This window comes from Providencia sp. PROV061 (assembly GCF_011045655.1).
In the GTDB taxonomy this organism is placed as follows: Bacteria; Pseudomonadota; Gammaproteobacteria; order Enterobacterales; family Enterobacteriaceae; genus Providencia; species Providencia hangzhouensis.
On sequence record NZ_CP042861.1, the window covers coordinates 3885299 to 3899942 of the forward strand.

Sequence of the window (14644 nt, forward strand, 5' to 3'; positions counted from 1 at the left end):
AATCTGCGAGATACCCAGTTAGTGGCGATGCACGTGCGTCTTCAAACTAATTAATTGATTATAAATCAACAGATTATTTTTCTATCAACTTGCTCGATACTATCTATTCATTGAGAGCGTTTATCGATGAAGTAAATATATATACATTTACTTCACAAAGTATATACATTTAAATTTGAAATTTTGTAGGAAGTGTGAAGGTTGGAATACGAGGGATGTTATACAACAACAAGTAGCTGTATGTTTCTAGAGAGAAAGTTGTATATACATTTGTTTTTATGCATAGAAACAAGCAAATAACAAAATTGAGAGTCGCTTCACAGAACATTGTAACGATGTATAGAAGTAGATGCGCTATTTATTAGCTATTCACGCTTCTTGCAATTATTTCTTCTAAAAACAGGTTATTTTTCCTCCTGTTTAAAATTGGAGAATTTTATGAGCATCAACATTACTAATTTTTTTAATCGGGTAAGAAATTATTTCATCCCAAAAAACAAAAGAAATTTTGATATAAATAAAGTTATTAATTTAAACAGCCTATTGCCATATTTAATTAAAAATAAATCTTGGTTTTATATCACCGAAGAGAAAGAAGCTATTAATTTTGCTAGAAAGCATTACTATTTGCCACTATTCTCATCATCTAAAAAAAATTGCCATATCTCATTCGATAATATATCAAATGAAAATCAAGTAATTAATTTAGAAATAAAACAAGATATAAATCCTTTTTTTGTAATTGAAAATAAAATAAGATCAAGTGGATATATTGAATTAGAAGAATCCCACTTTAAACAAATCGCCTCTGACATACCAAGAATGAATATCCTTATTAAAAATCAACAAGATAACCCAATAAAACTACAATCCATAATGGATATTAAGAAATACCTAGGAAAATTACCGCCTTCACATATATGCCATATTTGTAATATTGCAAATCAAGCCCATTTGGCAGAAGGCACTATTAAAGCCTCGGAAATGATAAGTAAAACCCAATCCGAATTTTTATTTCAAGATCATGGCAAATCATCAATCATGATTAATATTTTAGATAATAATAGCTATCAGGTAAAATCTGAAGGTTACTTTAATTTAATCAATACAAAAACTGGAAAAAAAGTTAATAATTCAGAGGTTATAGCAGAAACGACGACTCATTTTACATTTGATGAACAGGATAAGTTAATTGCTGAAAAACAGGACAAGTTAACACTAAAAATAAAAATTGAAACGAACCCACCACAGCTATAACTCGATAGCATAGCCAATAGCAATTTAATGATTTAATAAATAATTCACGTTGTGGCTAGGCGGCAAAATGAGGATATCTCGGGGAGCATACACAAGTATGCGCCCCAAATAGCTGAATGAAGCCAACAACGCCACAGCATGAAGTATGACGAAAATTGGGGAACATACATAAGTATGTGCCCCAACTAACCGAATGAAGCCAACAACGCCACAGCGTGAAGGATGACGAAAATTTTAGCCGCCGAGATACGCGCTTCTAACCGCCTCATTGGCTAAAAGTGCTTTACCGCTGTCTTCTAACACAATATGCCCATTTTCCAACACATAACCACGGTCTGCGAGCTTCAACGCTTGGTTGGCGTTTTGTTCGACAAGGAAAATCGTCATTCCTTCTTCACGTAGCTGTTGGATTGTATCGAAAATTTGCATAATGATAATGGGAGCAAGCCCGAGGGATGGCTCATCAAGCAGCAACAACTCTGGCTGGCTCATTAAAGCACGGCCTATCGCTAGCATTTGTTGCTCACCACCTGACATCGTTCCTGAACGTTGGCTTCGGCGCTCATATAGCCTTGGAAACAACTTATAAACCCGCTCAATACGTTCTTGGTACTGTTGGCGATCAGCAAAAAAGCCCCCCATTGCGAGGTTTTCTTCCACAGTCATACGAGAAAATACACGCCGCCCTTCTGGTACTAGAGCAATGTCTTCACGCATAATTTTCGAAGTGGGCAATTGAGTGATATCCACGCCTCGGTAAATGACTTGGCCTTCCGATGCTCGTGGATCGCCACAAAGGGTACTGAGCAACGTTGTTTTCCCAGCGCCATTTGCTCCGATTAAGGTCACAATTTCACCTTTTTGGATATTCAAGCTAATCTCATGTAACGCTTGAATTTTTCCATAATGGGTAGAAACTTTTTTAAACTCTAGCATCAGTAAGCTTCCCCCAAATAGGCTTTTATCACATCTGGATGTTGGCGAATCTCACTCGGTGTGCCATTCGCCAATGGCGTTCCTTGATTCACGACATAAATACGATCTGAAATTCCCATGACTAATTTCATATCATGTTCAATTAATAGAATTGAAACATTATGATGAGTACGCAACTCAGCAATTAAGTCATCCAAATCATTGGTTTCTTTAGGGTTAAGACCTGCCGCAGGTTCATCCAGCATTAAAATTTCAGGGCGAGTGACCATACAGCGAGCAATTTCTAACCGACGCTGCTGACCATAGGCTAAATTACCCGCTTGGCGATTTGCAAAGGGGAGTAAATCAACACGCTCAAGCCATTTTACCGCATTATCAAGCGCTTCAGACTCTGCTCGACGAAATGCAGGGGTTTTCAATAACCCAGAAAAAATGCCACTTTTTAAATGTTGATGCTGCGCCACAAGTAAATTTTCAATTACCGTCATTTCTTTAAACAACCGCACATGCTGAAATGTTCGGATGACACCAAGGCGTGCAATCGCCTGCCCGGTCAGTCCCTCAAGATGTTTTTCTCGATATAAAATCGTGCCACTGGTCGGCTTATAAAAACCGGTTAAACAGTTAAAAATGGTGGTTTTACCCGCCCCATTTGGGCCAATCAGTGAGACGATTTCCCCTTGATTAATAGTTAACTCAACATTATTGACGGCAAGTAACCCACCAAAACGCATTGTTAAGCCATTCACTTGTAACAAAGGCGTGGTTATATGACTCATACGCCCTCCCCTTCAGGGACTTTTTTCACCTGCATTTGACGGCGTTTCATCGGTAATAGGCCTTGTGGTCGCCAGATCATCATCAGCACCATTAGCGCCCCTAATAGCAGCATGCTGTATTGGTTAAGGTCACGCATCATTTCCCGTGATACAACTAAGATAATTGCGGCTAAAATAACGGAGGTTTGTGAACCCATTCCTCCTAAAACGACGATGGCTAACACAAATGCCGATTCCACAAAGGTAAAAGACTCTGGACTGATAAAACCTTGCCGTGCGGCAAATAACGTCCCTGCAAACCCTGCAAAGGCTGCACTGATAGTAAATGCGGTTAATTTTATTCGAGTTGGACTTAACCCTAATGAGCGGCAGGCAATTTCATCTTCGCGTAATGCTTCCCACGCACGACCTAATGGCATACGCAGTAACCGATTGATAACAAATAAGGTTAAAACCACTAATAGTAAAGCGACAAAATACAGGAAGATAATTCGGTCACCCGGGCTGTAATCTAAGCCGAAAAAGTTATGGAAGGTGTCCCAACCCTCTTTCGCGGTACGGCTGAATTCCAAGCCAAAAAAAGTCGGTTTCGGTAATTGGCTGATCCCATTTGGCCCACCCGTGATTTCAGTATTATTCAGTAATAAAATACGAACAATCTCCCCAAAGCCAAGCGTCACTATGGCAAGATAGTCACCACGTAACCTTAGAACAGGGAACCCTAGTAAAAAGCCCGCTAACGCAGCGGTTAAACCTGCAATCGGTAAACTTTCCCAGAACCCAAAACCATAATAATGATTTAATAAACCAAAAGTATAAGCTCCGATGGCATAAAAACCGGCGTATCCAAGAACCAGTAATCCTGATAACCCGACAACCACATTTAGCCCTAAGCCTAGCATCACATAAATTAATGTTAGGGTGGCAATATCCACACTTCCGCGAGAAACAATAAACGGCCAAATAATTGCAGCAATAATAATTATAACCGCAAGAATTTTTTGCTTGGTTGTCGAACCATCAAAATCAGGAATAGCCCACGCCTTCTTAGGAACCCCTTGCCAAACTTTACTCAACGTTGGGCGAACCAATTGATAAACAAAGATCACCACAATGCCAGCAATGATCCAGTTCCAACGCACAGAATCCCCAACTGTCACGATCAGTTTTGTGCCATCGAGCGCAAGTTGCAAGCCCATCATAAACAGCGCCAGCACGAAGAAAGTCGAGGAAGCAACAACGGCATTAATCCAATTTTCTTTTCTCATACTTTTTCGACCTCCGGGCGTCCCAGAATGCCGGTTGGCATGATTAATAACACACCTATCAATAAACCAAATGATACAACATCTTTATATTCTGTACTTAAATATGCAGAGGTCATTGCTTCTGCAACGCCTAAGATTAACCCGCCTAACATAGCACCCGGAATACTCCCAATTCCCCCTAGCACTGCCGCGGTAAATGCTTTCATTCCTGCCATAAAGCCAATATATGGGTTAATCACACCATAAAATTGCCCCAGCAGTACACCAGCTACAGCAGCCATTGCCGCACCGATAACGAAGGTCAATGAAATAACTCGATCGGTATTAATACCTAATAAGCTGGCCATTTTAAGATCTTCCGCACAGGCTCGGCAGGCTCTTCCCATCTTTGAATAGCGAATAAATAGCGTCAAAGCTAACATCGCAAGCACGGTAACCACCCAGATGGTCAATTGCATCTTAGTCACCGTGGCTTCAAAACCATCGCTTTCACCTAGAACCCATTGCCCTGTGATCAAACTGGGTAGAGCTAAATCACGGGAACCTTGTGACAGGCTGACGTAGTTTTGTAGGAAAATAGACATCCCGATCGCAGAGATCAACGCAATCAAGCGTTTAGAATGGCGAACTGGCCGATAAGCAACGCGTTCAATACTCCAACCATAGGCGCTAGAGACCACGATTGCCGCAATGAAGGCCGCAGCAACCAAGATCCAGCCGATATCGATCCCAAGCATCATTAGGCCTGCGATCACAATAAAAGAGACATAGCTACCTATCATGTACACTTCGCCGTGGGCAAAGTTAATCATCCCAATGATGCCATATACCATCGTATATCCGATGGCTATCAATGCATAGGTACTACCAAGGGTTAAACCATTCAGAAGTTGCTGAATAAAATAGAGAATTTGATCTGACATAAGACTATCCTTTCGAACTACTTGTCCTATATAGAGAACAGAAGCCGGAAGCAAGTTACTCACTTCCGGTTCTTATTCACTATGCTGGAACACTGCTGAGTACTATTTTACAGAGGTGGATGTCCCATCTTTGTGCCACTCAAATACACCGAACTCAAACCCTTTCAGGTCACCGTTTGGCTGCCAGCTTAACGTTCCCATGACCGTTTCGACCGGGTTTGCTTTCAAGTCTTTCACTAAATCTTCAGGCTCGATGCTGCCAGTACGCTCCATTGCCGTCGTTAAACCTTGGATAGCAGCATAAGTTGTCCAAACAAATGGCCCTGTTGGGTCTTCTTTCTTCGCTTTGATGGCATCAACAATCGGTTGGTTAGTCGCGACTTGGTCATAGCGTTTTGGTAAAGTTACCAGCATGCCTTCCGAAGCATCACCTGCAATATTCGATAATGAAGAGTTACCGACGCCTTCAGGCCCCATAAAGCGAATATTCAAGCCAGCTTGTTTAGCTTGGCGTAAGATTTGTCCCATTTCTGGGTAATATCCCCCAAAGTAAACAAAATCCACATTCTCTTTTTTCAATTTTGCGACTAAAGCAGAGAAGTCTTTGTCACCCGCTGTTACCCCTTCAAACATCACTTCTTTAACGCCGGCTTTATTGAGGCTTTCACGTACAGAGCGTGCTAAACCTTCCCCATATTGTTGTTTGTCGTGAACAACAGCAATACGGGTTGGTTTGATATCTTCCATAATAAATTTAGCGGCTGTTGGTCCTTGGTCTGAATCCAAACCTGTTGTACGCAACACCATCTGGTAACCACGCGTGGTTAAATCCGCATTGGTTGCTGCCGGGGTGATCATAATGACGCCTTCATCTTCATAAATATCGGATGCAGGCTGTGTTGAAGAGGAACATAAATGCCCAATAACATGGCGGATACCATCGTTAATGACTTTGTTTGCTACCGCAACCGCTTGTTTTGGGTCGCAAGCATCATCATATTCGACTGCCACTAATGTGTTTCCATTAATGCCACCTTTAGCATTAATATCTGCAATCGCTTGGCGCGCACCTGTAAATTCCATATCACCATATTGAGCCACAGGCCCCGACATCGCGCCAACAACCGCTATTTTAATTTCCTTTGCCCATCCCGCTGAACTGAATGCCATCGCAATACAGCCCGCTAATAATGCTTTATTCATATTCTTCATTTTATCGTCCCCGTCTTCATGGTTCTGAGTGTTTGTGTTTGATTTGTAGTAGATTATTATGGTTGACAGGTACAATGCCTGATATTTCAAAATACAGCGAATAAGGCTATATATTTCATAACATTAAACAAGATAATTATGCTAAATAGCAAATGGATATGGCAGGTTTTTACATTAGAAGCAGAATAAAAAACTGATGTGTTAAAGTAGGTTTTTTGTAAATACTAGTGTTATATTCGGGTTAAATTTAAATTAATCCGAGTGAAATTCGGAAAATTCAGTATCACCAAATTTTTCTCTCTAAAATCAAAAAATCGGTTGTAGATCACTCTGGCAGGATGAGTGACTGCAACTCTTACAGGGAAACAAACAAAATATCATGAGACTCACTATTATCCCGCTGGTCAATCCTACTGAGCAACAATATCTGGACTTACATAAAATCTGGCCTGACCAGAGCCCTTTTGAGCTAGCCAAAATGTGTAAAGCAGGTGAGCAATTTTATGCAGCTCGCTTTAATGACCGCCTTCTTGGCGCAGCAAAAATTACTGTGGATCATAGCACTGCCACTTTGTGGGATTTTTGTGTGCGAGAGGTCACTCGCCGACGAGGTGTAGGATCATATTTATTAGAAGAAATTTGCCAAACAATCCCTGATATTACACTATGGAAATTTGACATTAGTGGGGTTGCCCGGCAAGAAAAAGAAGCAATGCAGCTTTTCTTGTCGGCAAATGGCTTCAATGCCACCGCACAACCTGATATATGGGAAAAACAGCATGAAGTTAAATAAAATTCATCATGTTGCTATTATCGCATCCAATTTTGACGTCAGTAAGGATTTTTATTGCCGTATTTTGGGCTTAAATTTACTTGAAGAACATTACCGTCCAGCAAATAATTCGTGGAAAGCAGACTTAGCTTTTGGTGAGCATTACCAAATTGAGTTATTCAGTTTTGTTAATCCACCAGCGAGACTAAGTTACCCCGAAGCCACAGGGCTACGTCATTTAGCCTTCGGTGTCGATGATTTAGATAAATGGGTCGCTTATTTAACTGAACAAGGTGTGGCTTGTGAAGCAATACGGGTTGACCCCTACACGCAAAAGCGTTTTACATTTTTCACAGATCCAGATGGCTTACCGCTAGAGTTATACAGTGATTAATTGAACAATTAAAAATGTAAAAGTAGAAATGATTATCTGCATTTATCCACCTCTTAACAGGCAATAAATGCAGATAATTTTAGTGAGCAACGAATTAGCCAGTAATAAATTACATTTCGCTGTCTTCGTCTTCTTCCATCGCCAAACGTAACTTCTTCATGGCGTTCTTTTCAAGCTGACGAACGCGTTCTGCAGAAACGCCGTATTTATCAGCAAGTTCTTGCAACGTTGTTTTGTTGTCATCGTCTAACCAACGAGCTCGGATGATATCCTGACTACGCTCGTCCAAAGAGTCTAGTGCATCTGCTAAGCGATCAGTTGCATGGCTTTCCCAATTATCATCTTCAATTGAGCCAGCAAAGTCTGATGCTTTGTCTTGTAAGTATAAGACTGGGGCTACCGGACCACCAAAATCACTGCTGTCATCGTCATCTGACATATCAAATGCCATATCTTGTGCAGCCATACGTGATTCCATCTCACGCACATCTTTAGTACTTACCCCTAACTCTTGGGCAACCATATCGACTTCGTCCTGGTTAAACCAACCAAGACGTTTTTTATTCTTTCTTAAATTAAAGAATAACTTACGCTGCGATTTTGTCGTCGCGACTTTCACAATACGCCAGTTACGTAAAACGTATTCATGAATTTCAGCTTTGATCCAGTGAACCGCAAAGGAAACAAGGCGAACGCCAACTTCAGGATTGAAACGACGCACCGCTTTCATCAGGCCGATATTACCTTCCTGAATTAAATCAGCTTGCGGTAAACCATACCCTGCATAACTACGAGCAACATGAATAACAAAGCGCAAATGCGATAAGATCAGTTGCTTTGCAGCATCCAGATCACCATGGTAATGCAGCCGTTCAGCGAGTTCCTTTTCTTCCTCAGCGGTAAGCATCGGGTAAGAGTTAGCCGCCCGAACGTAGGCTTCAATACTCCCCTGTGGAACAAGAGCTAATGATTGCATGTCTTTGGTCATTCAGATCCTCAATAAAATAATAGAAAACAGATTAGTTTGTATTGATAACCGCATTGGTTAACCATGAGGCAAACACTTTTAGTCTACCAGTTTAACCGCGTTAAATAAATTATATACAAAATTTGTTAACAGTAGGTCAATGTAGGACAAAACAATTCAGACTAAGTTCATTTTTAACGCAAATTTGCAATGGAATCAAAGAGTCATGATATAATTAAATCATGACTCTTTAATAAAAATGATGAGAAAACAACTCGTTACTCAGGTGTAAAGTGTCGTAAATGTTGAAGTGTTGCTAACCATGCTGCTATCCAACCAACCATAGCCGATAACAATAGAATCAATAAAGACTCTTCCCATAACAACCCTTCAATCTGAAATTGTGTACCAAACACACTGGCTACTTTTGCAACACCGTCTGCTAACTGCCAAACAAGTAGAAAGGTCATAATCAAGGAAATAATGGCACCTAATGCGCCCAAGACAAGGCCACCATTTAAAAATGGCCTCATGATAAACCCATCGGTAGCACCAATTAACTTCATCACATTGATTGTATCACGGCGAGCAAAAATATTGAGCCGTACGCTATTTCCTATCACAAGGAACAGTGACACAATCATTAAAATCCCAATGACAGAAGCAACTTTCCCCACCAAACCTGTTAGTGCGGCTAACCGTGCAAACCAGCTATCATCCATGCGAACTTCTTCAATGCCATCGACTTGGCTAACCCTATCACGCAGTGTTGTTAATACATCAGAACCTTCAAAATCAATTTTAGGCGTAATTATGGCCACCGCAGGCAGTGGGTTCTCCTCTAGCATGTCGAGCGCAGTACTAAAACCAGACCAACTGCGAAACTCACTCATGGCTTGGTCACGTGAAAGATAATTCACATGGTCAACCCCATCAAGCGCTTGCAACTGCGTTACCACATTTTGCCCACCTTGTTCATCAAGAGATTTATCCAAATAAACAGTGAGTTGTGGTGTTGGGTACCATTGCTCCGCAGCTTGCGAAACATTTTTCCACACAATATAGCAAAGACTCGGTAACGTGAGTGAAATGGCAATAACCATGATAGTCAAAAAGGTGGCTAAAGGCTGTCTAAGCATATCAGCGAGCGCATTCAACCACGAATAACGCCACTGCTCTTTCCAACCGCCTTTTAATGCTTTACTTTTCGATTGCTTGGCTCGTTCCGGCTTACTTTTTCGGACATTCTTAGCCATGTTGACCTCCAAGCATACGGCCTTCACTTAATGTAAGAACACGGTAGTTACGGCGCTCAATCAATGCAATATCATGGGTTGCCATTAAAACGGTCACCCCTACACGGTTGAACTCTTCGAATAAACGCATTATCCCTTCTGACAATTCACCATCAAGGTTACCTGTTGGTTCATCCGCTAATAACATCGTTGGCTTATTCACTACCGCTCGGGCAATACCGACACGCTGTTGCTCCCCACCAGATAACTGAATTGGAAAGTTTTTAGCTTTGTCCAATAACCCGACTTTATCTAATGCCGCAGAAACTCGGCGACGAATATCTTCGGTACTGGCACCAGAAATGATTAGCGGCATTGCGACATTGTCATATACCGTTCGATCAAAAAGCAGGTGGTGATCCTGAAAAATCATCCCGATCTGCCGACGCAGAAACGGGATCTCTCGATTTTTCAAGCGGCTGATATCATGACCATTGAATAAAATATGACCCGCACTTGGGCGTTCAATACCACAAATCAGTTTAAGTAATGTACTTTTACCTGCGCCTGAATGGCCTGTTAGAAATGCCATTTCTCCAGGTTGAAGATGAAAATCAACCCCTTGGAGTGCTTGGCGGCCACCGCGATAAGCTTTACTAACGTGTTCAAAGCGAATCATCGAAAATTATTCCTCTCGGGCAAATAGAGCCTCGATAAAGTCATCTGCTTTAAATGGACGTAAATCTTCAATACCCTCACCAATACCAATATAACGAATTGGAATACCAAATTGGTCGGCAATAGAGAAAATTACGCCACCTTTTGCTGTGCCATCGAGTTTAGTCAATGTGATACCTGTTAGACCGACCGCATCATCAAAAAGTTTTGCCTGACTTACCGCATTTTGTCCAGTACTTGCATCTAGCGTTAACATAATTTCATGGGGAGCATTTTCATCGAGTTTTTTCATTACCCGAACAATTTTTTTCAACTCTTCCATCAAGTGCGATTTATTTTGTAAACGTCCAGCGGTATCTGCAATTAAAACATCAACCCCTTTCGCTTGTGCTGATTGAATCGCATCAAAAATAACAGATGCAGGGTCTGCACCAGTATGTTGGGCTACCACAGGGATCTTATTACGCTCACCCCATACTTGAAGTTGCTCAACGGCTGCTGCACGGAAAGTGTCCCCCGCGGCTAACATGACGCTTTTTCCTTCCGACTGATATTGACGTGCTAATTTACCAATTGTAGTCGTTTTCCCGACCCCATTAACACCAACCATAAGAATAACATAGGGTTTTTTATCTTCAATCACGAGTGGTTTATCCACTTTCGCTAAAATATCAGACATTTCCTCACGCAATTTGCCATATAACGCTTCTGCATCCTTGAGTTCTTTACGGCTTGCATGTGCCGTTAAGTTATCAATGATTTTACGAGTGGTATCAACCCCGACATCGGCAATCAATAGCTGTTCTTCTAGCTCTTCAAATAAGTCATCATCAATTTTTTTACCTGAAAACAGCCCAAAAAAACCTGAACCTAAATTCTGGCGAGTTTTTAATAACCCTTTCTTTAGCCTAGCAAAGAAACCTTCTTTTTTAGGTTTTTCTTGCTCTGTTGGTGAATTATTTTTTTCTTCTTCTAAACGTAAGCGCTCAGCTTCAGCTTCTTCCTCTGCAATTCTCGCTTCTTCTGCTGCTTGGTGCTCACGTTCCGCTTGTTCTTCGGCTAAACGGGCTTCTTCGGCTGCTTGGCGCTCGCGTTCAGCCTGTTCTTCGGCTAAGCGTGCCGCTTCTGCTGCTTGGCGCTCGCGTTCAGCCTGTTCTTCGGCTAAGCGTGCCGCTTCTGCTGCTTGGCGTTCGCGTTCTGCTTGTTCTTCGGCTAAACGTGCCGCTTCTGCTGCTTGGCGTTCACGTTCCGCTTGTTCTTCGGCTAAACGTGCGACTTCTGCTGCTTGGCGCTCACGTTCCGCGTGTTCTTCGGCTGCTTGAATGACAGCTAACTCCGCCTGACGGCGTTGCTCTTCGGCCTCCTCTGCCGCTTGAATCGCAGCTAGCTCAAGTTGACGCTGACGTTCCATTTCTTCTTCAGCAATACGCATTGCTTCAGCTTCTTGACGCTCACGCTCAGCTTTTTCTTCCGCTAGTTTTTTCTCTTGGGCTTCCTGACGCGCTTGTTCTGCTTGCTCTTGGGCGGCTTGGAGTTCTGCTAGTTTCGCTTCTCGCTCACGTTCTGCTTGCTCTGTTGCTGCCTCAATCTCAGCTTGCTGTGCTTCATACTGACGTTCAGCTTCGTCTTCAGCGGCTTTAATCGCGGCTTGCTCTGCTTGATGTTGGCGTTCTACTTCGGCTGTTGCGGCATCTACCGCAGCTTCATGGGTTGATTGTTTTTCAACGTCCTTGACTATATCATTATCATTCTGTTGAGCTTCTTGTTGCTGGGTTTCTTCTTCATTTTTACGCCCAAACCCCAACCATGAGAAAAAACCTTTTTTCTTGTCTTTAGCCATTTGCCACTACACTCCTCGCGGTAAAAATATGGCACTCGATAATCAAATCGCAATAAAATTATATGCAGTCTACCATTTCATCGCTCAGCAACACATATCTGAAAGAAAAATCCTGCCAATTTAATCTGAATTTTCGTGTTAAAACTGTGAAAATGAAGCACTATAATTGAAATACAGCCAATCAGAGATAACAACACTGCAACTTATCGCCTGACAGGTATACAATAGTAACAATCAAATTTAAGTACATAAACCCGTTAAGCAACAATAAACATTATGGCAAAAAAACCACAATCTCCCTCTTTAGGGCAAATTCGTATTATCGGTGGGAAATGGCGCGGAAGAAAGCTGCCAGTTCGTGATAGTGAGGGCTTACGCCCAACCACAGACAGAATTAAAGAAACATTATTTAACTGGTTGATGCCAATTATTCGGGATGCGCGTTGCTTAGATTGCTTCGCAGGCAGTGGTTCTCTGGGCTTTGAAGCACTTTCTCGTTTTGCAGAAACGGTCACCTTTATTGAGCTCGATAAACAAAACGCACAATTACTGGCTGAAAATAAAGCTCGCTTACAAGCCGATAACGCAACCGTAGTGAATCACAATAGCCTAAATTTTTTAAGCCAAGCAGGTATACCTTTTGACGTCGTTTTCATTGACCCACCATTTCGCAAAGGGCTGCTCAATGAAACCATTCAATTGTTAGAAAAAAACCAATGGTTAGCTGAAGAAAGCTGGATATACGTTGAGTCAGAAGCGGAGTCACCACTTACTGACATCCCAGCTAATTGGCAACTTCATCGCGAAAAAATAGCAGGGCAAGTCGCATATCGCCTTTTTATTCGAACTTCACTTTAGGGACAAAAACATGTTTATCAATATTGGACGCCTGCTCATGATTTGCGTTTGGGGCTTTATGGTCTTTAATCTCATCCACCCATTCCCTAAACCATTGAAATATTTTATGGATATTGCAATGGTTTTTATGATTTTCATGCACGCACTACAAACTATTTTCCTAAAAGCAACGCTGCCAAAAGGAGAGAAAATCTCTGGTTTAGTTCAATTACGCATTTTCTTTTTTGGCGTATTCGAAATGCTAGCCATGCAGAAAAAAAATAAAGCCGATTTAGAAGAAGCAAAGAAAAAACAATCAGGTGAATAACTTATTCTACGCTGGCTCAAAACGAATAAACCGAGTACCTTGCATAATGAGCTTGCCTTCATGGCCAAGCTCAACGCCTTGATACTGTTCTTCCGTTACAATAGTTTTAATAATTTCGCCGCTTGATAGCGTTTTAAAGTGAATCTCATAGCGAAAAGTTTCAGGTGAAACTACATCCCGCTCTCGAGAACGCATGTTAGGATAAGGGTAGTCTTTTTTGCTATCAACCTTTACTAAGTAGCTTACAGGCAAAGCGTTATCATTAAGTTCATTTTGCTTGCGTTGGTCAAAAAAACGCTTAGTGGCGAGCACCGCAATAATCGCTAAAACGATAATCAGTAATATTGGCTTATTCATAATGTGTGCATTTTGCTTAAAAAGTCCGTCGTGATAGTTTATCTTATTTAACTAAACAGGACACGTTTCTAAGTTACCGGATCCCTGCCGTGTCATTCATTGAACATATAAGGATGTGTATATGATTAGTTGGCCATTCCTCGCTGTACTCTTTTCCGGTTGGTTATATGTCGATGCCGCCTATCGAGGACCCGGGTGGCAACGTTGGTTATTTCGCCCAATCACACTGCTACTTTTATTACTTTGGGGTTGGAGTTCCGACGACCTTAACCTGCAAAATTATCTTATTCTTGCGGGGCTGCTAGTTTCTCTCGTTGCAGATCTTTCTCGCATGCTTTCAAGTGAGCACTTACTAGCTTCCGTCGCGTTGATGTTCCTGAGTTATTTGATTTATACCATCAGCTTCGGAATGCAATTTAATTTCGGGCTCTATCTACCTTGGCTTGCCGCACCTCTGATTGTCGCTGCCATTACTTTAGTTTTCATTTGGGGCAAGCTTGAAGGCCTACAAGCTATTGTTTTTGCATCATTAATAATGTGCATGATTATGGCATGGGTTGCTGGTGATCAATATTTTGGTCTCGGTCGTGAATACAACTTCTCAATCATGATTGGCGCATCACTGCTATTTCTTTCTAACTGTATTTGGCTAATTGCTCGATTCCGTATTCCCTTTAAAGCCTCAAAAGCCGTTGTTGCAGCACTATACTTCCTTGGACAGTTTTTCATTGTGCGAGCGATTTACTTATAATCACACCTTTTAGTCATACCATGCCAATTGATAAAAAGTGCTATTTGAGAATTTTATCAATTGGCCGCCCTATTTTTGTTTGACTCTGGAGTAGACTCCAGAGTGTAAAC

16 protein-coding genes are annotated in these 14644 nt (G+C 41.6%); 6 read left to right on the forward strand and 10 right to left on the reverse strand.

From position 1 onward, the window contains the following. Positions 1-438 precede the first annotated feature (438 nt). Positions 439-1257 carry a hypothetical protein gene (locus FVA72_RS17945; RefSeq protein ID WP_110591199.1) on the forward strand — a complete coding sequence of 273 codons (819 nt, stop codon included), beginning with the start codon at positions 439-441 and terminating at the stop codon, positions 1255-1257. Positions 1258-1491: 234 nt separating this feature from the next. On the opposite strand, the gene livF is transcribed toward FVA72_RS17945, so the two are convergent. The 5 genes from livF to FVA72_RS17970 all read right to left on the reverse strand — a co-directional run bounded on the left by livF (position 1492) and on the right by FVA72_RS17970 (position 6375). Beyond that, positions 1492-2193 (reverse strand): high-affinity branched-chain amino acid ABC transporter ATP-binding protein LivF, encoded by a 702-nt coding sequence (gene livF / locus FVA72_RS17950; RefSeq protein WP_004258508.1) that lies wholly within the window; start codon positions 2191-2193, stop codon positions 1492-1494. Further along, positions 2193-2972: a high-affinity branched-chain amino acid ABC transporter ATP-binding protein LivG gene (gene livG, locus FVA72_RS17955; RefSeq protein WP_004258513.1), complete on the reverse strand. Its 780-nt coding sequence runs from the start codon at positions 2970-2972 to the stop codon at positions 2193-2195. Before livG ends, livF begins: the two co-directional genes overlap by 1 nt. Beyond that, positions 2969-4240, reverse strand: coding sequence for a high-affinity branched-chain amino acid ABC transporter permease LivM (locus FVA72_RS17960; RefSeq protein ID WP_094961471.1), 1272 nt, complete (start codon positions 4238-4240; stop codon positions 2969-2971). Before FVA72_RS17960 ends, livG begins: the two co-directional genes overlap by 4 nt. Beyond that, positions 4237-5163 carry a high-affinity branched-chain amino acid ABC transporter permease LivH gene (livH, locus tag FVA72_RS17965; RefSeq protein WP_004258523.1) on the reverse strand — a complete coding sequence of 309 codons (927 nt, stop codon included), beginning with the start codon at positions 5161-5163 and terminating at the stop codon, positions 4237-4239. The genes FVA72_RS17960 and livH overlap by 4 nt, the downstream gene beginning before the upstream one ends. Positions 5164-5265: 102 nt before the next feature. Next, on the reverse strand, positions 5266-6375 hold the full coding sequence (locus FVA72_RS17970; RefSeq protein ID WP_004908157.1) for a branched-chain amino acid ABC transporter substrate-binding protein: 1110 nt from the start codon (positions 6373-6375) through the stop codon (positions 5266-5268). Positions 6376-6754: 379 nt separating this feature from the next. On the opposite strand from FVA72_RS17970, the gene panM reads away from it, so the two are divergent. Both panM and gloA2 read left to right on the forward strand, forming a co-directional pair. Next, a complete protein-coding gene (gene panM, locus FVA72_RS17975; protein ID WP_110591198.1) occupies positions 6755-7168 on the forward strand; it encodes an aspartate 1-decarboxylase autocleavage activator PanM in 414 nt (137 codons plus the stop codon). Continuing rightward, positions 7155-7541 carry an SMU1112c/YaeR family gloxylase I-like metalloprotein gene (gloA2, locus tag FVA72_RS17980; protein ID WP_004258531.1) on the forward strand — a complete coding sequence of 129 codons (387 nt, stop codon included), beginning with the start codon at positions 7155-7157 and terminating at the stop codon, positions 7539-7541. The genes panM and gloA2 overlap by 14 nt, the downstream gene beginning before the upstream one ends. Positions 7542-7650: 109 nt before the next feature. Here the strand turns inward: gloA2 and rpoH are convergent, their stop codons facing one another. The 4 genes from rpoH to ftsY form a co-directional block, all read right to left on the reverse strand. Then, on the reverse strand, positions 7651-8529 hold the full coding sequence (gene rpoH, locus FVA72_RS17985; protein WP_004258535.1) for an RNA polymerase sigma factor RpoH: 879 nt from the start codon (positions 8527-8529) through the stop codon (positions 7651-7653). A gap of 257 nt (positions 8530-8786) precedes the next feature. Further along, positions 8787-9764, reverse strand: a complete 978-nt coding sequence (ftsX, locus tag FVA72_RS17990; protein ID WP_004258540.1) for a permease-like cell division protein FtsX — start codon at positions 9762-9764, stop codon at positions 8787-8789. Further along, positions 9757-10422, reverse strand: coding sequence for a cell division ATP-binding protein FtsE (ftsE, locus tag FVA72_RS17995; protein ID WP_004258545.1), 666 nt, complete (start codon positions 10420-10422; stop codon positions 9757-9759). The genes ftsX and ftsE overlap by 8 nt, the downstream gene beginning before the upstream one ends. A gap of 6 nt (positions 10423-10428) precedes the next feature. Further along, a complete protein-coding gene (gene ftsY, locus FVA72_RS18000) occupies positions 10429-12261 on the reverse strand; it encodes a signal recognition particle-docking protein FtsY (protein ID WP_110591197.1) in 1833 nt (610 codons plus the stop codon). Between the two features lie 276 nt (positions 12262-12537). Here ftsY and rsmD point away from each other — a divergent pair, with 276 nt between their 5' ends. Both rsmD and FVA72_RS18010 read left to right on the forward strand, forming a co-directional pair. After that, positions 12538-13119 carry a 16S rRNA (guanine(966)-N(2))-methyltransferase gene (rsmD, locus tag FVA72_RS18005; RefSeq protein ID WP_004258577.1) on the forward strand — a complete coding sequence of 194 codons (582 nt, stop codon included), beginning with the start codon at positions 12538-12540 and terminating at the stop codon, positions 13117-13119. Between the two features lie 10 nt (positions 13120-13129). Continuing rightward, complete coding sequence (locus FVA72_RS18010) at positions 13130-13426, forward strand: DUF1145 family protein (protein WP_110591196.1); 297 nt, start codon at positions 13130-13132, stop codon at positions 13424-13426. A 6-nt stretch (positions 13427-13432) separates the two neighbouring features. Here FVA72_RS18010 and FVA72_RS18015 read toward each other — a convergent pair whose 3' ends face one another. Beyond that, entirely contained in the window at positions 13433-13783 is a 351-nt protein-coding gene (locus FVA72_RS18015; RefSeq protein WP_004258585.1) for a DUF2500 family protein, read from the reverse strand. A 121-nt stretch (positions 13784-13904) separates the two neighbouring features. On the opposite strand from FVA72_RS18015, the gene FVA72_RS18020 reads away from it, so the two are divergent. After that, positions 13905-14534: a lysoplasmalogenase gene (locus FVA72_RS18020; RefSeq protein WP_110591195.1), complete on the forward strand. Its 630-nt coding sequence runs from the start codon at positions 13905-13907 to the stop codon at positions 14532-14534. Positions 14535-14644: the final 110 nt, after the last annotated feature.

What these genes read in the sequence shown, in the direction of transcription:
- FVA72_RS17945 (WP_110591199.1), top strand. Translation starts at nt 439, where the DNA reads ATGAGCATCAACATTACTAATTTTTTTAATCGGGTAAGAAATTATTTC.
- livF (WP_004258508.1), bottom strand. Translation starts at nt 2,193, where the DNA reads ATGCTAGAGTTTAAAAAAGTTTCTACCCATTATGGAAAAATTCAAGCG.
- livG (WP_004258513.1), bottom strand. Translation starts at nt 2,972, where the DNA reads ATGAGTCATATAACCACGCCTTTGTTACAAGTGAATGGCTTAACAATG.
- FVA72_RS17960 (WP_094961471.1), bottom strand. Translation starts at nt 4,240, where the DNA reads ATGAGAAAAGAAAATTGGATTAATGCCGTTGTTGCTTCCTCGACTTTC.
- livH (WP_004258523.1), bottom strand. Translation starts at nt 5,163, where the DNA reads ATGTCAGATCAAATTCTCTATTTTATTCAGCAACTTCTGAATGGTTTA.
- FVA72_RS17970 (WP_004908157.1), bottom strand. Translation starts at nt 6,375, where the DNA reads ATGAAGAATATGAATAAAGCATTATTAGCGGGCTGTATTGCGATGGCA.
- panM (WP_110591198.1), top strand. Translation starts at nt 6,755, where the DNA reads ATGAGACTCACTATTATCCCGCTGGTCAATCCTACTGAGCAACAATAT.
- gloA2 (WP_004258531.1), top strand. Translation starts at nt 7,155, where the DNA reads ATGAAGTTAAATAAAATTCATCATGTTGCTATTATCGCATCCAATTTT.
- rpoH (WP_004258535.1), bottom strand. Translation starts at nt 8,529, where the DNA reads ATGACCAAAGACATGCAATCATTAGCTCTTGTTCCACAGGGGAGTATT.
- ftsX (WP_004258540.1), bottom strand. Translation starts at nt 9,764, where the DNA reads ATGGCTAAGAATGTCCGAAAAAGTAAGCCGGAACGAGCCAAGCAATCG.
- ftsE (WP_004258545.1), bottom strand. Translation starts at nt 10,422, where the DNA reads ATGATTCGCTTTGAACACGTTAGTAAAGCTTATCGCGGTGGCCGCCAA.
- ftsY (WP_110591197.1), bottom strand. Translation starts at nt 12,261, where the DNA reads ATGGCTAAAGACAAGAAAAAAGGTTTTTTCTCATGGTTGGGGTTTGGG.
- rsmD (WP_004258577.1), top strand. Translation starts at nt 12,538, where the DNA reads ATGGCAAAAAAACCACAATCTCCCTCTTTAGGGCAAATTCGTATTATC.
- FVA72_RS18010 (WP_110591196.1), top strand. Translation starts at nt 13,130, where the DNA reads ATGTTTATCAATATTGGACGCCTGCTCATGATTTGCGTTTGGGGCTTT.
- FVA72_RS18015 (WP_004258585.1), bottom strand. Translation starts at nt 13,783, where the DNA reads ATGAATAAGCCAATATTACTGATTATCGTTTTAGCGATTATTGCGGTG.
- FVA72_RS18020 (WP_110591195.1), top strand. Translation starts at nt 13,905, where the DNA reads ATGATTAGTTGGCCATTCCTCGCTGTACTCTTTTCCGGTTGGTTATAT.